Origin of the sequence: Corallococcus sp. NCSPR001 (genome assembly GCF_017309135.1) — a bacterium.
GTDB lineage: Bacteria > Myxococcota > Myxococcia > Myxococcales > Myxococcaceae > Corallococcus.
Genome location: NZ_JAFIMS010000002.1, coordinates 3164460 through 3183749, shown reverse-complemented (window position 1 = coordinate 3183749; position 19290 = coordinate 3164460). Strand labels below are relative to the sequence as shown.

Annotated in this window: 10 protein-coding genes; 6 read left to right on the top strand and 4 right to left on the bottom strand. The window is 70.8% G+C overall.

Going from position 1 to position 19290, the window contains the following annotated elements; translation table 11 throughout:
* Positions 1 to 6 precede the first annotated feature (6 nt).
* The gene (locus JYJ93_RS15030) at positions 7 to 1458 is read right to left on the bottom strand and encodes a hypothetical protein (RefSeq protein WP_206791663.1); all 1452 of its coding nucleotides are present in this window, start codon (positions 1456 to 1458) and stop codon (positions 7 to 9) included.
* 183 nt (positions 1459 to 1641) lie between these two features.
* Here JYJ93_RS15030 and JYJ93_RS15025 point away from each other — a divergent pair, with 183 nt between their 5' ends.
* Positions 1642 to 5226, top strand: a complete 3585-nt coding sequence (locus tag JYJ93_RS15025; protein ID WP_206791661.1) for a PD40 domain-containing protein — start codon at positions 1642 to 1644, stop codon at positions 5224 to 5226.
* 3 nt (positions 5227 to 5229) lie between these two features.
* Here the strand turns inward: JYJ93_RS15025 and JYJ93_RS15020 are convergent, their stop codons facing one another.
* Complete coding sequence (locus tag JYJ93_RS15020; RefSeq protein ID WP_206800317.1) at positions 5230 to 5700, bottom strand: hypothetical protein; 471 nt, start codon at positions 5698 to 5700, stop codon at positions 5230 to 5232.
* Between the two features lie 325 nt (positions 5701 to 6025).
* Here JYJ93_RS15020 and JYJ93_RS15015 point away from each other — a divergent pair, with 325 nt between their 5' ends.
* Both JYJ93_RS15015 and JYJ93_RS15010 read left to right on the top strand, forming a co-directional pair.
* Positions 6026 to 7864 (top strand): CotH kinase family protein, encoded by a 1839-nt coding sequence (locus JYJ93_RS15015; protein WP_206791652.1) that lies wholly within the window; start codon positions 6026 to 6028, stop codon positions 7862 to 7864.
* Positions 7865 to 7962: 98 nt separating this feature from the next.
* Positions 7963 to 8955, top strand: coding sequence for an FAD-dependent oxidoreductase (locus JYJ93_RS15010; RefSeq protein WP_242543815.1), 993 nt, complete (start codon positions 7963 to 7965; stop codon positions 8953 to 8955).
* Positions 8956 to 9026: 71 nt separating this feature from the next.
* Here JYJ93_RS15010 and pbpC read toward each other — a convergent pair whose 3' ends face one another.
* On the bottom strand, positions 9027 to 11387 hold the full coding sequence (gene pbpC / locus JYJ93_RS15005) for a penicillin-binding protein 1C (protein ID WP_206791632.1): 2361 nt from the start codon (positions 11385 to 11387) through the stop codon (positions 9027 to 9029).
* Between the two features lie 4 nt (positions 11388 to 11391).
* Positions 11392 to 17103 carry an Ig-like domain-containing alpha-2-macroglobulin family protein gene (locus tag JYJ93_RS15000; RefSeq protein WP_206791630.1) on the bottom strand — a complete coding sequence of 1904 codons (5712 nt, stop codon included), beginning with the start codon at positions 17101 to 17103 and terminating at the stop codon, positions 11392 to 11394.
* Positions 17104 to 17373: 270 nt separating this feature from the next.
* Between JYJ93_RS15000 and JYJ93_RS14995 the strand changes: the two genes are divergently transcribed.
* The 3 genes from JYJ93_RS14995 (at position 17374) to JYJ93_RS14985 (ending at position 19267) form a co-directional block, all read left to right on the top strand.
* Complete coding sequence (locus tag JYJ93_RS14995; RefSeq protein WP_206791628.1) at positions 17374 to 18105, top strand: TrmH family RNA methyltransferase; 732 nt, start codon at positions 17374 to 17376, stop codon at positions 18103 to 18105.
* 101 nt (positions 18106 to 18206) lie between these two features.
* Positions 18207 to 18425 (top strand): hypothetical protein, encoded by a 219-nt coding sequence (locus tag JYJ93_RS14990; protein ID WP_206800316.1) that lies wholly within the window; start codon positions 18207 to 18209, stop codon positions 18423 to 18425.
* A 47-nt stretch (positions 18426 to 18472) separates the two neighbouring features.
* A complete protein-coding gene (locus tag JYJ93_RS14985) occupies positions 18473 to 19267 on the top strand; it encodes a pseudouridine synthase (protein ID WP_206791626.1) in 795 nt (264 codons plus the stop codon).
* The last annotated feature ends 23 nt before the right edge of the window (positions 19268 to 19290 follow it).

Sequence of the window (19290 nt, the reverse complement as noted above, 5' to 3'; positions counted from 1 at the left end):
TTGGCGTCACGGGGTGTGGCGGAAGATGAGCAGGCCCCGCGTCGTGTCCCACCCATACACCAGGCCGTCCGCGACATGAACGCCCTGCAAGCCGTCGAAGTAGCTCTTGCCCCGGCCCGCGTCCGTCTCGTTCCAGGTGTTGAAGTACCCAGCGGCCTTCGGCGTCCCCAGCGTGGACACGTCGTACACCCGCAGGCCGTCCTGGTAATTGGCCACGTAGAGCGTGGTGCCCGACAGGGCCATGCCGCCCAGCGTCGCCTCGGGCCGCAGCGGCAGCTCGCCGCGCTGCACGATGGACCCCGGGCTGGTGGCGTCCAGCGCCAGGATGGAGGAGCCCCATGCGTCCGAGCCCTGGTAGACGACCGTGGAATCCCCCAGCTTGCCCACCGCCAGGGCGCTGGTGGAGGGCCCGGCGAAGCGGCCCAGGAGCTTGGGCAACTTCGCCGTCGTCGCCAGGGGCGCGAGGTCCGTCACCGTCAGGCCGTAGCTCCAGTTGCTCACGTAAAGGCGGTTGTCCTGCACCGCCAGGGCGTAGGGGTACTCGCTCAGGTCGGCCGAGGCGCCCTCCACCGTGTAGCGCACCACGAGGGTCGGCGCGGACGGCTGGGTCACGTCCAGGATGACGATGTCCGCCCTGGGCAGGGGCGACGCCACGTAGAGCAGGTTGCCGTCCTTCACCATGTTGTCCGCGCGCACCGACAGGTCCGCCAGCACCGTCTTGTCGCAGGTGGGGGCCTCCGGCTTGCCGAGGTCGCAGATGCGGATGCCCTTCGAGTAGGTGCCCAGGTAGAGCGTCGTGCCGCTGATGAGCGTGCTGGTGTACGTCTCCGTGGGGAGCTTGTGCTCGGACACCAGCTTCGGGTTCGCGGGGTCCTTCACGTCGAAGACGAACATGCCCTCGCTGCCCGCGATGACGTAGGCGTAGCCGTTCGCGACCGCCACGCCGTTGGCGGCGCCTCGGGGCAGCGCACCCTGGCCCAGCAGCGCCACGCGGTCGGACTCCGCCTCGCCCTCGCGACGCACGACGCGCCTGGCGGTGAAGGTGCCCTGGCTCACCGTCGAGCCGTTGCCGCACACGCGCACCACCCCCAGCACCTCGCCCGGTCCGGAGGCCTTGCAGCCGGCGAACGCGTAGCGCACCGACGAGCCCTCCGCGCTGCCCGCCACGTCGGCGGCCAGGAAGAAGGTGTCCGGAGTGACTTGCTTCGTCGACATGGGCAGGCCGACGAGGAGCGGATCGCCGGGCGAGAACCGGATGGACGAAGGGCCCGAGTAGCCGTCGTTCAGGTTGATGTTCGTGTTCCAGACGCCTTCCGCCTGGACAACACTCAACGTCGACCTGTCACAACCGGTCAGGTCGATGGCTTCAAGCTGACACTCGGCCTTGTTGTCGGAACTGTCCTTGCCACAACCGAAGGCGAGGAGCGCGCTAGCGGCGACGAGAGAGAGACGATTCATTCCCTCCTCCATACCGGGCCATCCCGACCGCCGCCAAGTCCCCCGGCGTGCACAGAGGGAGAAGCGCCGGGACGTCCACCGCAACGCAAAGAAACAAAAGGACCGCTTGTGCGTTTCCGGTGGGAGAGGGAGCCTTCCTCCAGGCCCCTGATAGCCTGTCTCCTCGCCGTACCGAGGTGCTTTTTGAACCCCCGTCCGCACGTCATCGCCGTGCTGCTGGCCCTGCTCCTGCCGGAGTTCGCGCTGGCCCAGGTCTTCGTCGTTCCCCGCCGCGCGGGGAAGACGCCCGTGAACAGCTACGAGTTCGAGTGGCGGCATGTCGACATCCTCGTGGGCCCCGCCGCCACCGGTCTGGCGAAGCCCGCGGATCACACCGCGCATGAGAACCCGCCCGGTACCCAGGGCGGCGCCAATCCACAGGCGCCCACCACGTCGCCCCAGACGAGCAACCCGCAGTCCCCGCCGGGCGGCCCGGAGGTCACCCCGTCCGGCAACGTCCCCACGGAGCGGCCGGGTGACTCCCTGCCCAGGACGGACGGCGTCGCGCTCGACATGGGCGCGTCCGACGCCGGCATCCCTCCGACCGTCACGGGCCTTCCCGACGGCGGCATCCCGCCCCCGGGCGTGGTGGCGCTGGCGGACGGCGGCACGGTGGGCGACGCGGGCACGCTCGCGGGTGTCACCGGCGAGGACGGCGGCGCGGTGTTCTCCGGCGCGCCGCTGATGCTGGGCAGCTCGGATGCCGGCTTCAAATACACCTACGCGAAGGACCTGGGCGCGAAGACGGGCGGCGTGCGCTTCTACTTCTACGAGCGCGAGCGCGAGGTGGCCGAGCGGGCCGCCCCCATCATCGAGGAGGCGTACCGGTACCTGGTGGATCAGTTCAAGTACGTCCCCACCGAGACGTTCCCGTACATCCTCTACAGCAGCTACGCGGAGTTCCTGCAGACGAACGTGTTCGCGGTCTCCGAGGGCACGCTGGGCGTCACCTCCACGGAGGACCTGAAGCTGTCCCTGCCGTACCTGGGCGACCACCACCTCTTCGAGGAGGTCAGCACGCACGAACTGGCGCACCAGTTCACCATCCAGAAGGTGCGCACCGTGGCCGAGCAGGCCAAGACGTTCGGTGATCCGCTGGGCGGCTATCCGCTGTGGTTCATCGAAGGTCTGGCGGAGTTCTACGCCAAGCGCGGCCTGGACCCCGAGGCGGAGATGATGGTGCGGGACCTGCTGGTGAACCCGGACCTGATGAAGGGCTATGCCTTCCTCGACTTCTTCTCCCCCGGGCCCTACGGCTACCTGTGGATCTACAAGGTCGGCCAGGCGCGCGTGGCGTTCCTGGAGGAGGAGTACGGCGCGGGCATCACCCAGCGGCTGCTGGAGGAGGCGCCTCGGCTGGTGGGCGGCTCGCGCGATTCACCGTCGCTCAAGTTCGAGGAGCTGCTGGAGCGGCTGACGGGGGATGACCCCAAGCGCATCTCCGCGCGCTTCGAGAACTGGCTCAAGCGCCGGTCGTTCAAGACGTACCTGGAGTCGTCGCAGACGGCGCCCGCGCTGGACTCGCTGGGCGAGACGCCGGGAATCGTGACCGCGATGGCCAGCGGTCCGGACGGCAACGTGCTGGCGCTGCGCACCATCATCCCGGAGACGGGCGAGAGCCGGCTGTACCTCACGGATCCGCGCACGCCGGGCAAGACGGTGAAGGTGGCGGGTGACGGCGTGCCGGGCGTGGAGTCCCTGCACCCGGTGTCCGGCCGCAACTTCGCGCTGACCAAGGACAAGCTCGCGTTCGTGGCGGAGCGCACCGGGCGCGACGTGCTGTACGTGCAGGACTACGTACACAAATCCGAGAAGCGGGCCACGGACGTGCTGGTGCGGCGCTCCGCGGTGCGCACGGGCATTGGCACGGAGGTGGGCCTCAACGTGACGCTGGAGACGGGAGACCGGCACGCGTACCGCGTGGACAAGCAGGGCGTGCTGGCCATCTACTCGCCGGCCTTCTCCCCGGACGGCCGCTACGTCGCGTTCATCGGCATCAACGACACGGGCCTGCGCGACCTGTACCTGGTGGACCTCACGCAGGGCGAGGACGCGAAGATCCGCAAGCTCACCGACGACGTCTTCGCGGAGCGCCAGGTCACCTGGGGCCCGTCCGGCATCATCTACACGTCCGACGCGACGTCGCACCGCAAGTACAACCTCTTCCGCATCAAGCCGGACGCGCCGGTGGGACAGGCCGAGCGCCTCACCAGCGAGGACCGCGACGAGGCGGATCCGCTGGCGCTGCCGGACGGCCGCGTGTTCTTCGTGGCCTTCAACAAGAGCAGCTCCGACCTGCACGAGCGGCTGGCGGATGGGCGCATCGTGCGGCGCACCGACCTGACGACGGGCGTCTTCGAGCCGGGCCCCGGCCCCGACGGCGGCCTGTGGATGCTCTTCCACATGAGCGGCGAGCGGAAGCCGTCCCTCCTGCGTCCGCCGCGCATGCTGTCGCTGGAGAGCGCGAAGGAGCCGGCGGCGGATCCGCCCTCCCCCATGGCGCTCAAGCCGCTCACCGACGCGCAGGCCTACCGGCCCTTCACGCGGGAGAACATCGAGCTGGGGCCCATCTTCGGCTTCGCGGGCGCGGGCGGTGGCGGCTTCGTGGGCCAGGTGTTCGCGTCCGCCTCCGACCGGCTGCGCGACCACCAGATGGTCCTCACGCTGGCGGTGTACGGCTCCTTCGAGTTGACGGACGGCCTCCTGCTCTACGTCAACGACGAGAAGCGCACGACGTGGGGCGCCGGTCTGTTCCAGTCACTGCGCTTCCGCGTGGACAAGACGTTCGACGACCTGCCGGCGGACCAGCGGCCGTTCTTCGTGTCGTCGGAGCGCTACTTCGGCGCGTTGGGCAGCCTGCGCTACCCGCTCAGCACCTTCTTCTACCTCCAGGGCGACCTGAGCATCGGCGGCACGAAGTACTTCCTGGATGACTACAGCGAGTTCTACCTGGCGTTCCCGGAGCGCAACGAGTCGAACATGGAGCTGCTGTCCGCGTGGCGCGCGGACAACCAGCACATCCGCTTCCAGACGGAGCTGAGCGGGCGCGTGGGCTACGACAGCATCAAGTACCACTACGCGACGGGGCCGCTCTCCGGCAGCTCCGTGTTGCTGGAGGCCACCGCCGGCGTGCAGCCCTTCGACGGTCAGGCGTACGGCAACCTGCGCCTGGACGCGGAGCGGTACTTCCCCATCTACGGCCGCACCAACTTCTTCGCGCGCCTGGGCGCGGGCACCACGGTGGGCGGCCGCTACGCGCGCTCCTACTACCTGTCCAGCTTCGACACCCTGCGCGGCGTGAACTTCGGCGACGAGCGGTGGCTGCTGGGCCAGCACTTCGTCTACTCCACGGTGGAGGCGCAGCTGCCCCTCAACGACATCATCCGCGTGGCCTTCCTGAGCGACCTGGAGGCCATCGCCGCGGTGGACATGGGCGGCGTGGGCGACGGCGCGAGGGACCTCTGGGACCACCGCGTGCTCAACGCGGTCGTCGGCTTCAACCTGTCCCTGGGGCCCCTGCTGTTGCGCCTGCACTTCGCGCGGCCCTTCGACATCAACGCCGCCGAGGGCAAGCCCGACGAGGGCTGGGTGACGAACTTCTCCATCGGCGTCGCCGGCCTCAACGGCTTCTTCGACACGAAGGGTGACCGCAGGCCCGGCTCGTCCACGCCGGGACCGGCGCTGATGCCCGCCCTGGGCGGCGGCTACACCACGCCCATGGTGCACTGAGGTTCAGGACTGCGCGGCGACGAGGGCGGCGTTGGCGCGAGCCAGCGGCCCCCCGTCGCTGGGGATGCGTTCGAAGTCCCCGCGCAGGGCCTTGATGGCGAACTTCTCCAGGTCAATCTCCCGGCGGGTGCGCACGCCCAGCGCTCGCACCAGCACGGAGAGGGGCCCGAAGCCGGTGAGGCCATGCTGGAGGAGCAGGGTCAGGGTGACGCCGCCGAGCACGCCCCAGCCCCGGCCGGCTTTGCGCCCCAGGAGCAGGCCACCGAGCGCCAGCCCGGAGACGCTCACGACCAGGGTCCGGTGCACGTCCCACTCGTGCTCCAGCTTTTCGAGGTACCGGCTCATCTCCGAGCGGTCCCCCTGCTCCGCCATGTAGCGGACACACGACTCCACGTGGACGTCGATGCGCCGGTTCATCGTGGAAGGCGCGTGGGTGCGCACGGCATCGGTCGAGGTCTGGTTCCAGGACTCCATCATCGCTCCCTTGACGGACTCGGGCCGTCCTCCAGCCTGCTCCCAGGAAGCTAGGTCCTGCGGCTGTGTCCGTGCACAGCGCGGCGCGCCGTGGCCGTTGCCCGGCTGCCCGCCCCTGGGGCGATGACGCCTTCCACCCCCTGTCGTGGAGGGCAGGCAGGCAGGCCCGGGATGGGCAGGCGAGCATTCCGGGGAGGGAAAGAGTTTTCCATCCGCTGGGCGATCCACGGCCCATGCGTCACCCCCGTGGCGTTCCGTGCAGGCGACAGCGGTTTCCCTTCGCCTCCCTGGCAGGGAGGCATGGGCCTTGCTCATGGGTCGGACGATGATGCGCCTACGACTCCTGATCAGCCTGTCGATGCTGCTGGCCGCCTGCGGTGGCGGCTCGGCGAATCCCGATGATGGACAACCCTCCGTGACCGACCCCGGCATCACGGACCCCGGCGACTCGGATGCCGGGGTTCCCGACGGGGGCTCCGAGGACTCGGGCACTCCGGACGCCGGGGCTTCCGACGGCGGCTCCGTGGACGCGGGCAGCGGCCCCGGGGACGGCGGGAGCACGGATGCCGGCACGGATCCGCAGCCTGTTCCGGAGGTGGAGCGGCCCTACACGCTGCCGAAGCTCCAGACGACGGTGCCGGAGTACTCGCTGATCATGCCTCCGGAGGTGCTGGAGAAGTTCATGCGGGAGCCGTTGACCGAGGAACAGGACGCGACGTTCGTGGCGAACGGCAAGTCCATCCCGGTGAAGGTGCGGCTGCGCGGGGCCTCCGCGCGCTACTTCGACAAGAAGAGCTGGAACGTCAGCTTCCCGGATGGGGTCAAGTTCGAGGGCCGCACGTCGCTCAACCTCATCGCCGAGTACGCCGACGCCTCGATGATCGCCGAGAAGATCTCCTACGACCTGCTGGCGGCGATGCGGGTGCCGGCGTCGAAGGCGACGTTCGTGCGGCTCTCCGTGAACGGCGGCTACGAGGGTGTGTTCCTGGAGGTGGAGCAGGTCAACAAGGCCTTCGTCAAGGCGCGGCAGTTCCCGGACGACGACGCGACCATCTACCGCGCGGGCTGGAAGGACACGGAGTTCAAGACGTGGAAGGTGCCCTACCAGGGCGACTGGGTGAAGAAGACGAACGAGAGCGAGCCCGACGACGCGCTGTGGGAGGTGCTGGACGTCATCAACCACACGCCGGAGCCGCAGCTGGTGGCCGCGCTGGAGAAGAACCTGGAGATCGAGTCCTACGTGCGCTCCATGGTGCTGGACGCGCTGATGTCCAACAACTTCGTGGAGGACTCCGAGAGCTACTTCCTGCACGACGACATCACCGGGCGCTGGCGCTACGTGCCGTGGGACCTGAACAACGTCGATGCGCGCTGGTGGTACACGAACACGGTGGAGGACCAGTCCGCCTCCACGAGCAACATGAAGCACCCGCTGTTCAACTTCACGCTGCTGGATGGCTGGGTGGAGAAGATGTACCAGCAGCGCAAGCTGGAACAGGGCAGCTACCCGGGCTACCTGCCGACGTTCTCCAACATGGGCACGCGCGTGGTGCTCAACCCCGTGCTGCGCGCCCGCCTGGAGGCGCGGCTGGACAAGGCGATGGACGAGCTCTTCACCTCGAAGGTGATGGACCCGTACATCGACCAACTCCACGCGTTGATCGACGCGTCCATGAAGACCGACCCGTACATGGACTACGCGAAGTTCAGCGCGGGCAAGGCGTACATGAAGCGCTTCGTGAAGTTCCGCCGCGAGTTCGTGATGTCGGAGGTGAAGCGGCTGAAGGCGGCTCGGTCCACGCTGGTGTTCGAGGCGTTCGACCCGCGCGCGGGCTGGGTGGAGGTGGCCAACCACGGCACGCAGGCGGTGTCGCTCCAGGGCATGACGCTGACCACGAACCTGCGGGTGAGCCTGGCGGGCGGCGACTACGCGCCCACCATCGTGAAGGCTCCCATCGGCGCGGTGCTGGGCAACACGACGGTGGCGCCGGGTCAGACGGTGCGGCTCACGGCCGCTTCGCTGGGCATCACCTTCCCCGCCAAGGGCGAGGTGGGCCTGTTCAACGGCACGTCGGTGGTGGGCATGAAGGACGCGCTGTTCTACGGCGAGCTACCCGCAGGCAAGCACTACGCCCGGGGCGCGGAGGGCTGGGAGGTGCGCTGAGTCGACGCGCGGACATCGGTTGTTGAGCAGGCGTGCGGGGCGGGCAGGGACGGGTTAGCACCCGGCCCATGCCCGCCTCTCGCGTTCTGGATGAGCTGTTGCCGCGCCGTTCCGGTCCCCTGCCCCGCGTGGCCGTCATTGGCGCGGGCATGTCGGGGCTGGTGCTCGCGCGGGTGCTGACGGGCGCGGGCTTCGGTGTGCGGGTCCTGGACAAGGGGCGCGGGCCGGGAGGACGGCTGTCCACGCGGAGGAGCGCGGAGGGCGGCGCGTTCGACCACGGGGCGCAGTACTTCACCGCGAGGGATCCGCTCTTCCGCGCGCTGGTGGAGGCATGGGTGGCGGAGGGCGTGGCGGCGGAGTGGCGCGGGCGCATCGGGACGCTGACGCGTGGGCAGGTGACTCCCGCGAAGGAGTCCGTGCGGTACGTGGGCGTGCCGGGGATGAGCGCGGTGGCGAAGGCGCTGGCGGACGGGTTGGACGTGCACACCGGGGTGCGGGTGGAGCGCGTGGCTCGTGAAGGCCAGGCGTGGCGGCTGACGTCGGAGACGGGCGAGGACCTGGGGCTCGAGGAGGTGGTGGTGGCCGCGGTGCCCGCGCCGCAGGCGGTGCCGTTGCTGGCGGGAGCGCCCGCGCTGGCGGCCCAGGCTGGGACCGCGCGGATGTCTCCGTGTTGGGCCGTGATGGCCCGGTTCGATGCGCCTGTGGCGGTGGAGTTGGATGGCGCGTTCGTGGAGGACTCGCCGCTGTCGTGGGCGGCTCGGGACACGAGCAAGCCTGGGCGGGCTCCCGGTGAGCGGTGGGTGCTTCACGGGTCGCCGGAGTTCAGCGCGGCGCACCTGGAGGAGACAGCGGAGGCGATGGCTCCGAAGCTCGTGGAGGCGTTCGGCCAGGCCCTGGGCCGGGACGTGCGCACCGTGGAGGCCGTGGCGCACCGGTGGCGCTTCGCGATGCCTTCACCGCCGCTGGACGCCCCCGCGCTATACGACGCGGCGCTGGGCCTGGGCGCCTGTGGCGACTGGTGCGAGGGTCCCCGTGTGGAGGGCGCGTTCCTCAGCGGCGTCGCGTTGGCGAGGCAGATCGCTGAACGCTGAAGTCTTCCTCCGCTCGCGCACCACCTGAATGCCATGGATGGCGAGGCTGGCGGTTCGCCGCGTCTTGAATCTCATTGCCGCTCGCGCACCACCAAGGTGCGGCGGGCGGTGAGGCCTCGGTCGTCGGTGACGAGGATGTCGTGGGTGCCCACGCTTGGCTTCCACCACAGGCGCTCCGCGGCCTTCGCGGTTCCCAGGACGGCTCCGTCCACGAACCACGTCAGCTCCCGGTCGTGCGCGGCCTCCGCCTCCAGGGGGATCTTCTGCTCCTCCGTGTTCATGCCCGGGATGAGCAGCGCCACCTGCCCTTCCGGTGGGGAGAGGATGGTCGGCGTGTCGCGCTCGCCTCCCGCGACGCAGCCGGGCGCCAGGGGCGGCGGTTCGGGCAACTGGCGCTGCTGCTCCGCGAGCCACCGGCGCAGGCTGGACGGCCAGGTCAGGTACACGCGCGACTCCGTCTTGCGTCCGTCCCTGCACCCAGGCCCCACCGCCAGGCCCGACGCCACGTCCACCTCCACGCGGTGGTGGTACGGACACGGCGTCGTCGGCACCGCCGTGCGCACCGCGTCCACCCGCTTGCGCTGCGTGCACGCGTCCGTGGGCAGGTGCCCCGAGTACGCGCACACCTCCACGCTCACCAGGTCCTTCGGCGGCGCGGTGTCCTCCTCCTGCACCGCCGTGCCTCGCGGGCCGAGGCCTTCCAGGATGTCGAACAGCAGCGGGGCCGCGTTCTCCGCGCCCACCAGGTGCACGCTCGACGCGTGGTCGAAGTTGCCCAGCCACACCACCGCCGTGTGCTTCGGACCGGAGCCCGCCGCCCATGCATCCCGGTTGCCGAAACTCGTGCCCGTCTTCCAGTGCACCCGCGCCGGCAACCCCGTGAGCCGCCGCCGCTCCGGGAAGTCCGGCCGATCCCTCAACGCCAACGCCTGCCGTGTCAGCCACGCCGCTCCCGGCGACACCAACGCCGGGGCCTTCTTCGGCGCCGTGTCCTGCTCCAGCACCCGCAGCGGACGCACCTGCCCATCCCCCGCCAGCGCCAGGTACACACCCGTCAGTTCCAGCGGCGTCAACTCCAAGCCGCCCACCGCCGCGGACAGGCCGTAGTGCCCCGGCCGCGGATCCAGGCTGGTGACTCCCGCCTGCCGCAGGGAACCCAGGAAGCCCTCCACACCCAGCCGCTCCAAGAGCCTCACGAACGGCAGGTTCAGCGACTGCGACAGCGCGGACTCCATCCGCACCAGCCCCAGGAAGCGCCCGTCGAAGTTGCGCGGCTGGTAGCCGCCGTACGCCACCGGGATGTCCGGCACCAGCATCTCCGGCCCCACGAGGCCCTGATCAATCCCCAGCGCGTACAGGAGCGGCTTGAGCGCCGACCCCGGCGAGCGCGGCGTGGCGAAGCCGATGATCTGCCCGCCGTGCTTTTCATCGAAGAAGTCGAAGTTCCCCACCAGCGCGCGCACCTCGCCCGTCTCCCGGTCCGCCACCACTGCCGCGCCGTTGTGGATGCCCTGCCGGTCCAACCGCCGGGCCGCTTCGCCCAGCGTGCGCTCCACGAACCGCTGCGTGCCCGCGTCCAACGTCGTCGCCAGCCACGTCTCCCCGGGCCGCTGCGCCTTGAGCCACACCGCCGCGTGTGGCGCCTCCCTCGGAAACGGCGTGAGCACGTCCGGCACCGCCGTCGCCCGCACCTCCGCCAGCACAGTGTCGGACGCGACGCCCTCCACGGCCAGGCCTCCGGACTCCAGCAGCCTCCGGGCGATGTCGTCCCGGGCCGAGCGCAGCCGCTCCCGGTTCTCCCGCGACGGGAAGCGCCGGTTCGGGTTCTGCGGCACCGCCAGCAGCGTGGCGATCTCCGCCGGGCTCAGGTGCCGGGCGGTGTGCCCGAAGTACGCGAGCGCCGCCGCCTCCACGCCCTCCACGTTGCGCCCGTAGGGCACGAACTGGAGATACGCCTCCAGCACCTCCTGCTTGGACAACCGCGCCTCCAACTGGGCGGCGCGGAACGACTCAATCACCTTCGAGGTGAACGTGCGGGGACGGGGCTCCAGCACGCGCACCAACTGCATCGTCAACGTGGAGGCCCCCGACACCCGCCGCCCCCGGCTCAGGTTGAGCCCGACGGCGCGAAGGGCCGCGAGCGGATCCACGCCCGGGTGCTGGAAGAACCGCTTGTCCTCCAGCGCCAGGAGGGCGCGGACATAGGCCCGGTCGACGCGGTCCTTCGGCGCGGGGATGCGCCACCGCTCGTCCGGGGCGAGGAAGACGTACGCGGGCGACCCGTCCCGGTACGCCATCACCACCGAGGGGGGCGCCGCCAACCGCTCCGGCAACGGCACCCACCAGGCCGCCACGAGGCCCGCGCCCAAAAGCACGAGCCCCGCCAGCGCCACCCCCGCCCACCTCTTCACGTTGAGACGCACGCGACGCATGGGCCTAGAGCAGGTCGTCCTTCCAGGGCCCCGTCACCTGCACCGTGCCCGCGGATTCACGGGCCCAGATGGAGGAGTCGTACATCGCCTCCGCCTCCGCGGACGGCAGGGTGAAGCTGCCCGCCGTCACCGCGCGCACCGCGTAGACGAGCTTCTTCGTCTCATGGGCCTGCAGCGTGCCGAACGCCTCCATGCGGTCATCGCGCACGTTCACGTAGTCGGCGGCCCACAGCGAATCCGCGTCCACCCAGTCCACGCTGCCGCCGCGCCCCAGGCGAGCGTTCTCGATTTCCCAGCCCGCCGGCAGCCGGTCCACCAGCGCGATGTTCTGCACGCGCTCGCCCCGGGTGTTGGTCACCTCCAGCTCCACGTAGATGAGGTCCGCCAGCTTCACCGGCCGCGCCTTCAGGTCCAGCGCGGTGCCATCCAGCGAGCGCCAGGTGCGCTTGAGCGTCAGGCCCTCGCCACCCGCCTTCGCCTCGGGCGTGGTGCGGACGCCCTCGCTGTTGAGGATGAGGTAGACGTTGCCGCCGCCCTTCTCCTTCAGGTCCAGCGTCATGCTGGCGCGCTCGCTGGCGCGGGCCAGCGCCCACGTGCGGTCCGACACGCGCGCGTCCTTCTCCGCGACAGGCGCCACCGTCTTGCCCGCCACCGTGAGCGTGGGCGGCGAGAAGCTCGTCGCCGTGCCCTGCAGCCGCTTGCCCAGGCCGGTGATGCCCCAGACCAGCTCCTGCGTCGAGTAGTACGCCGACGTGCGCGTCGACAACGCCGTCGCCACCATGCGCGCCAGGGGCTCCCCTTCCGGCGCGTCGCCGAAGAGGTCCTGGAAGGTGCTGAGCATCATCCCGCGCCGGCGCCGGTCCGAATAGAACGACCAGCTGTTGCGGCGGTCATCGGTGACGGTGGACACGTCCGGGTTGCGCAGCTCCTTCTCGTAGCGGCGGTCGCCGGACAGCCACAGCGCGGCCTTGAGCATGTACAGGTCCTCCTGGTCCTCGCCGCCGAGCGCCGCCTTCTTCGCCGCCGTCTCCAGCGCGCTCACCATCGCCTGCGCCCGCGCCTTGCGCCCCTTGCCCGCCACCGCGAGCACGTAGTGCATGTACGCCTCCGAGTGCTGGCCGTAGTGGTCGTCATTCACGCGGCCCTCCTTGCGGGTCAGCTCGTCCCCCATCCACGCGAGGGCGCTCTCCACGCGGTCATCCGGCACCGGGTACTTCAGCTTGCGCGCGTCCAACAGCATGTGCGTCGCGTAGGCCGTGCCCCAGGCCACCGGCTCCGTCTGGCCCGGCCAGTACGCGAAGCCGCCCGAGGGCGTCTGCATGGACAGCACCCGGTTGATGCCCGACTGCACCATGTCCTCCACCTTCGCCGTGGAGACCAGCGTCGGATCCACGCGCTCCACCAGCTGGCTGACGAACAGCAGCGGGCGGGTGGAGGACGTCGTCTGCTCGATGCAGCCGTACGGGTAGCGCACCAGGTACGAGAGGTGCTGGAGCGACTTCGCGTACGGATTGTTCGTCACCCAGACGTTGGTGCGCTCCGTGGTGGGCACCCACCCGGCGAGCAGCGGCTTCAGGTCCGTGGTGCCCTGCGCCAGCTCCACCTGCTGGATGTGACGCTCACGCGGACCCGCGGGCGACAGCGGCACGTCCAGTTGCTCCGTGGACGTGTAGCCACCGCCCTCCACCGTCACCACCAGCCGCGCCGCGCCCACCGACTGCACCGCGCGGCCCTGGAAGACGAAGGTGCGGGACTTGCCGTCCTCCAGCTTCGCGCGGCCCTCGCTCTTGCCCTTGAGCTCCAGCGGCGAGCCCAGGCCGTCCGGCATCGCGAGCCCCGGCACCGCCAGCGCCTCCGCGGACAGCGACACCTTCACGTCCTGCGCCTTGCCGGACAGGTTGGTGACGAAGACCGGGATTTGAATCTCGTCGTTCTGGGTGAGGAAGCGCGGCAGCGTCGTCTGGAGCACCAGCGGGTCGCGCACCAGCACCTGCGCGCTGGCCCGGCCAATGCGCTTCGCGCCCGCCGTCACCACCATCACCCGCACCGCGCCCCGGTACTGCGGCAGCTTGAAGGGCACCTTCAGCTTGCCGTTGGCGGGCACCTCCACCACACCGCTCCACAGGGCCACCGGCTTCACCGGCTGCACGCGGCCTTCCGCGCCGCCCTCGTCACCACCGGTGGAGCTGGAGTTGCCGCCCGGCGGAACCAGCAGCGCCCAGCCCACCGTCTCGTAGGTCTGGATGCCCAGCGCGCGCCGCGTGAAGATCTCCTTCAGCGGATCCGGGCTCTGGAAGCGCGTGAGGGAGAGGATGCCCTCGTCCACCACCGCCACGGTGGCGAAGGTGGGGCCCTCCACGCCCTCCACCGCGACGTCCACGGTGAGGGTGTCGTTGCTGCGGACCTCCTTGGGCACCGTCAGCGAGACGGCCTGGGTGAAGTCCACCGGCTCCAGCGCGATGCTGCCCACGCCGAAGGCGCGGTCGGGCATGAACGCCTGGGCGGATTCCAGGTGCGGGTCCTTCACCAGGAACGCGCTCACGTACACGTTGGGCGCGTACTCGGACGGCGTGAACGACCAGGACACCTCGCCGGGCTCCACCTGCTTCCACGCGGTGGTGAGCACGCGGTCGGTCTCCACGGTGAAGAGCACGCGGCCCCGGTAGGGCGCCTTCAACTTCACGGTGAGGGCCTCGCCCACCCTGCCCCTGGCCGGCAGCGAGATGTCCAGCGCCGTGGGCTTCAGGGGCCGCGGCGTCTGGTCCACGCGCGAGCCCTCGCCCCACCAGTAGTAGCGGCCCTCGCCCTCGATGGCGAGGTCCGTCTGGGTGTTGCCCGCGCGAGCGCGCACGAGGTAGCCCGCGCCGTCGCGGCCCGGCAGCACCGTGGCGGTGAAGCGGCCGTTCTCCACCTTCACCGTCGCCTCGCCCTCACGCTGCGGGCGCAGGTAGCGCTGGTAGCGCTCGTAGCCGGACTCCTCGTCGTAGTAGTAGCCGTAGTTCTCCTCGAGCAGTTGGTACTCCAGCTGCACCGTCTTCGGCGCCTTGTCGCCGGTGAAGGGCTGGCCGTTCCAGTCCACCACCACGCCGGTCAGCGTGAAGGGCGTGGCCGCCTTCACCTTCTGCGTGTTGGCCTGGAGGCCCAGGTAGTACGCCTCCGGGTGCACCGGCACGGTGGCCTCACCGATGGTGGAGCGGCCGCTGCCGGACTCGAAGACGCTGGCCACCGCGGACAGCCGCGCCGCGCCCTTCATGGGGCCGGACGCCGCCTGCGCCGGGCAGTTGAGGAGCGCCTGCCCCTTCGCGTCGAGCGTGCCCTTCACCTGCCCCAGCGTCACGGGCCGGGGCGTATTGCCGTCCTGCCGCCAGACGCCGTAGGTGTACTGGGCGTTCTGCTTGGGCTTGAAGGGCACGGACTCCAGCCGGCACGTCATCTCCACCGGGCTGCCCTCGGCGGAGCCGCCGAAGAGGTACGCGGCCTCCACGCCCACCGGAATCTCCGTGCCCTGCACGTAGCCCGGCGCGCTGGCGCTGGCCGTCACCTTCATGCGCTCCGGGACGAACTCCTCCACGTTCACCGCGTAGGAGGCCAGGTCGCGGTCCGCCACCTTGAGGCGCACCCAGTAGTGGCCGGTGTCCTGGAACGCCGCGAAGGTCTGGTCGAAGGCCACGAGCCCCGCCGCGTTCGTCTTCAGCGTCACCTTGCGGATTTCGCGCTCGCGCGGGTCGATGACGCGCACCTCCACCGGCATGCCCACCGGCGGCGCCAGGTTGTCCTGGCCGCGCAGCACCGCTGCCACGTGCGCGGTGTCACCGGGGCGGTACACGCCGCGGTCGGACCAGATGGAGGCGCGGTACGGCTGCTCGGCGCGGTACGGCTCGCCCTGCACGTCCGAGTTGGCGATCTCCGTCTTCAGCTCGTCGTACTTGAGGTACGTCAGCTCGTCGCCCTTGCGCGCCACCAGCGCGAACGGGGCGCTGTCGTCCACGCCGGGCGCGGGCACCTTGAGCTGGCAGCCCGCGTCGCCCTGCGTGGTGCAGCGGGCCACGGCTTGCCCGCTCTTCTTCACCAGCGTCACCTCCACGCCGGACAGGGGCTCCGTGCTCTCCAGGCCCAGGGCCCAGACCCACACCTCGCCGGAGTCCTTGGAGCCCACGGCGGGACCGCCGCGCTTGGCCACGAGGCTCAGGTCGGTGAGCAGGATGCGGGCGGCGGCCTTGTAGTCGCCGCGCTCGGCCAGGATTTCGACCAGGCCGCGCGTGTTCGCGGGCACCAGCGACGCCACGTCGATGTACGTGGTGAGCAGCGCGTCCGGCGTGGACTTGAGCGGCACGTTCTTGCGCACCAGCACGTTGCTCGTCCGCTCGTCCGCGCTCTCCGAGTAGTCACTGCCCATCCAGAAGACGAGGTTCTCCGGCGGGATGTTGCGCACCGTGAGCGTCACCTCTTCCAGGTTGAGGTGCTGCAGGGGCAGGTTGCGCCACGCGCTGCGCGGCAGGTAGCGGCCGTTGGCGTTGAAGCGCACCTGGGACTGGCGCGCGGGCACGGAGAAGCCGCGCGACCAGGCGCCCATGAGCGTGCCGCCGCCCACGGACAGCGTGCCCTCCGCGATGGAGAGCGTGTGGGGGCCGCGCTTGAAGTCACCGAAGATGCGGAAGCCGCGCCGCGACGGGGCCACGGTGAACTTCACCTTGGGCTTGAAGCGGATGGCGTCCTGGGCCACCGCGTCGCTCAAGCTGCAGCCCTTGTTGTCATCGTCGTAGTAGTACGAGTCCCACTGCTCGTCGGTGGGGCTCGCCGGGGCGTCCGCCGCCACGTCGCGGCAGCTCACCTCGTAGAAGTAGCCGCTGGAGCCCTCCTGGAGGCTCACGTAGGTGATGTCCAGGCGCTTGCCGCCGTTCAAACCGAAGCTGCTCGTGGCCGCGGGCGCCTGCACGGTGGAGGCGCCGCCCACGGGCGTCAGCCCCTCGCGCAGGGAGAACTGCACCGTCGCGCCGGGCTTGAGCTTCGGGTGGGTGAGCGCCACGGACAGGGAGTTGCGCGTGTCCGCGCGGGTGCTCCACTTCACGTCGCTGATGGCGCTGTCGCCCACGCGGAAGCTGGTGCGGGAGCGCACCGCGGCCAGCTCCACCGGACCGGAGAAGTCCACGTGCGCTTCCACCAGCCCCTTCAGGGGGTCCATGCGCGTGGGGTAGACCTGGGAGAACTTGAAGGCGTAGGTCGTGAAGTTGTAGCGCCACTCGCGCGCGGACGACGGCTTGATGATGCCCCCGTCGGTGTTCACCGCGTCCACGGACACCGTGTACGTCGTGCCGGCGGCGAAGCCGGTGGACGGCGTGAAGAGCAGCGACGACGGGCCCGTCCAGCGCAGGCTGCCCGGGACCTCCGGCGACACCGTGACGACGCTGCCGTCGACGCTCTCGTAGCGCGGGCGCACCGGCAGCGCGAACTCGATGACGACGCCCGTGGGCACGGCGTTCTCGCTGGCCAGCTCGTGGATGACGGGCGTGAGCTTCGCGGCCTGCACCGGCGCGGGCGTGGACGGGGACGGGGTGCCGGCGTCGGTCGCCATGGCGGTCGATGACTCAGCGGGCGGCGTCTTCGCGGGCTCTTGCTTGCAGCCGGCGGCGAGCGCGCCCACGAGCAACGCCGGCAGGAGCCAGCGGGCACGGGGCGTGCGCGCGGCCTTCGGCGGGACTGCGGACTGCGGGGACATGTTTCCTCCAGGGGGTGGCGGCGGAACCGATTTCATGCCGCGTGCCGCGCGTGGGGCCGAGGAGGCGCACGGGAAGTGCGGCCCGGCGACCACGTGCCGGCGCTCCCCCATGCGCGTCCGCGGGCCCACAGGGTGTCCGGGCAGCCACACTCGCGGGTGGCCTGCTGGACGCACGGGACGCGGGATTTCGCGGTGCAGACTGGCGGTGAGACACCTCGAAGGTCAACAGGGGTCCCTGCGACGTGCACCGGGGCGGTAGGGTGCGCGGCCATGGTGCTGCCCGTCCGATTCGTCCTCATGCGCCCGCGCAACGCGGAGAACCTGGGTGCCGCCGCCCGCGCCCTGAAGAACTGCGGCCTGTCCGACTGGGCCTGGGTGACGCCGGAGGTGGAGGACCTGGGCCCCGCCCACCGGCTCGCGGTGCACGCGGAGGACGTGCTGGGTGGGGTGAAGCGCCCGGACTCGCTGGACGCGGCGGTGTCCGACTGCGTCTGGGTGGTGGGGACCAGCTCCCGCAAGGTGGAGGGAAAGCGCCGCCTGTCGCCCAGGGCCGTGGGGGAGGAGCTGGTGGCGAGGGCCAGGCAGGGGCCGGTGGCGCTCGTCTTCGGGGATGAGAGAAGCGGCCTCACCAACGCGGAGGTGGAGCGCTGCCACGACCTGTCCGCGGTGCCCACCGCGCCAGAGCAGCCCTCCATCAACCTGGCGCAGGCGGTGCTGCTCTACGCCTACGAGGTCCGCATGGCGCACCTGGCGGACAGCGCGCCGCCGCCGGGTCCCCTGCCCCTGGCCGCCACGGACGCGGAGCTCTCACGCGTGGAGGCGACGCTGGAGACGCTCCTGAGCGCGGGCGGATTCCTCGTGGACGAGAAGCCCGGACGTACGGCGGTGCGGGACCTGGTCGCGCCGCTGCGTCGCTCCCGGCTCACGCGCCACGAGGCCCGCCTCTGGCTGGCGGCGCTGCACACCGTGCGCAAGCACTTCCCGGGCAGGGACGACCCCTGAGCAGGCGGGGGGACTCGCGGCCCCGCGCGGCGGGATGCCCGCGCGTCGCTACCTTTCCGGGAACGTCCGAACCGCACGGAAGGGAGCACCGCGTGAACCACATGCCCTACGAGTCGATGATCGTGGGAGGCACCGAGCCCAGCCCTGGCCGTCAGGCGCCAGCCCCCGAGGAGATTCTCGAGGAACCCGGCCGCACGCCTGGGACGGCGGAGGACGGCGGGCTGGAGGAGGAGCCCCACCGCATCGCGAACGGCGACGAGCCGGGCCCGACGCCGGGCTCCGCCGAGGGGGATGACCCCGACGAGCCGGTCCGCCGCTAACGGAAGGAACACGCCGCCGCCTCAAGCGCGGCTACAGTGCCGCGCCCATGGCTCGCAAGTCCGAACGGCCCCCGAAGTCCCCGCCCCGCCCCAACCGCTGGGAGGGCAAGGAGAAGCCGGACTGGCTCTCCCGCGCGCTCGCCCGCGCGGGCGCCATGCCCCAGGACGAGGCGGAGGCCGCCATCAAGGCGGGCCGCGTGACGGTCAACGGCCGCGTGGCGACCACGCCCCTGACGCCCGTGCCGCCCGACGCCGTCATCAAGGTGGACGGGATGCCGGTGCGCAAGGGCACGCCCACGCACGTGCTGGCCTTCCACAAGCCCGCGGGGGTGCTGACCTCCACCGCGCGCCAGCACCGCACGGGCACGGTGTTCGAACTGCTCCTGCCCCAACTGCCCCTGGAGCTGAACCGCTTCACCTGGCACGCCGTGGGCCGGCTGGACGTGGACACCACGGGCCTGTTGCTCTTCACCAACGACGACAAGCTGGTGGCCCACGCCACGTCCCCGGAGACGAACCTGCCCAAGCGCTACGTGGCCACGGTGTTCAGCACCGCGGACGACGCGAAGGTGGAGCCGCTGCGCCAGGGGATGATGCTGGATGACGGCCCCGCCCGCCCCGCCAAGGTGCGCGTGCGCGACGAGCACACGGTGGAGGTGACGCTCACCGAAGGCCGCCACCACCAGGTGAAGCGCATGCTGGGCGCCGTGGGGCTGCCCGCCCGCGCGCTCCACCGGGAGGCCGTGGGCGACATCACCCTGGACGACATCCCCGAGGGCGGCTTCCGGCTGCTCACCGAGGAGGAGGTCCGCGAGAAGCTGAATTACTCGGGCCGGGACTGACTTCCCGGTGCCCTGGCCCCCCG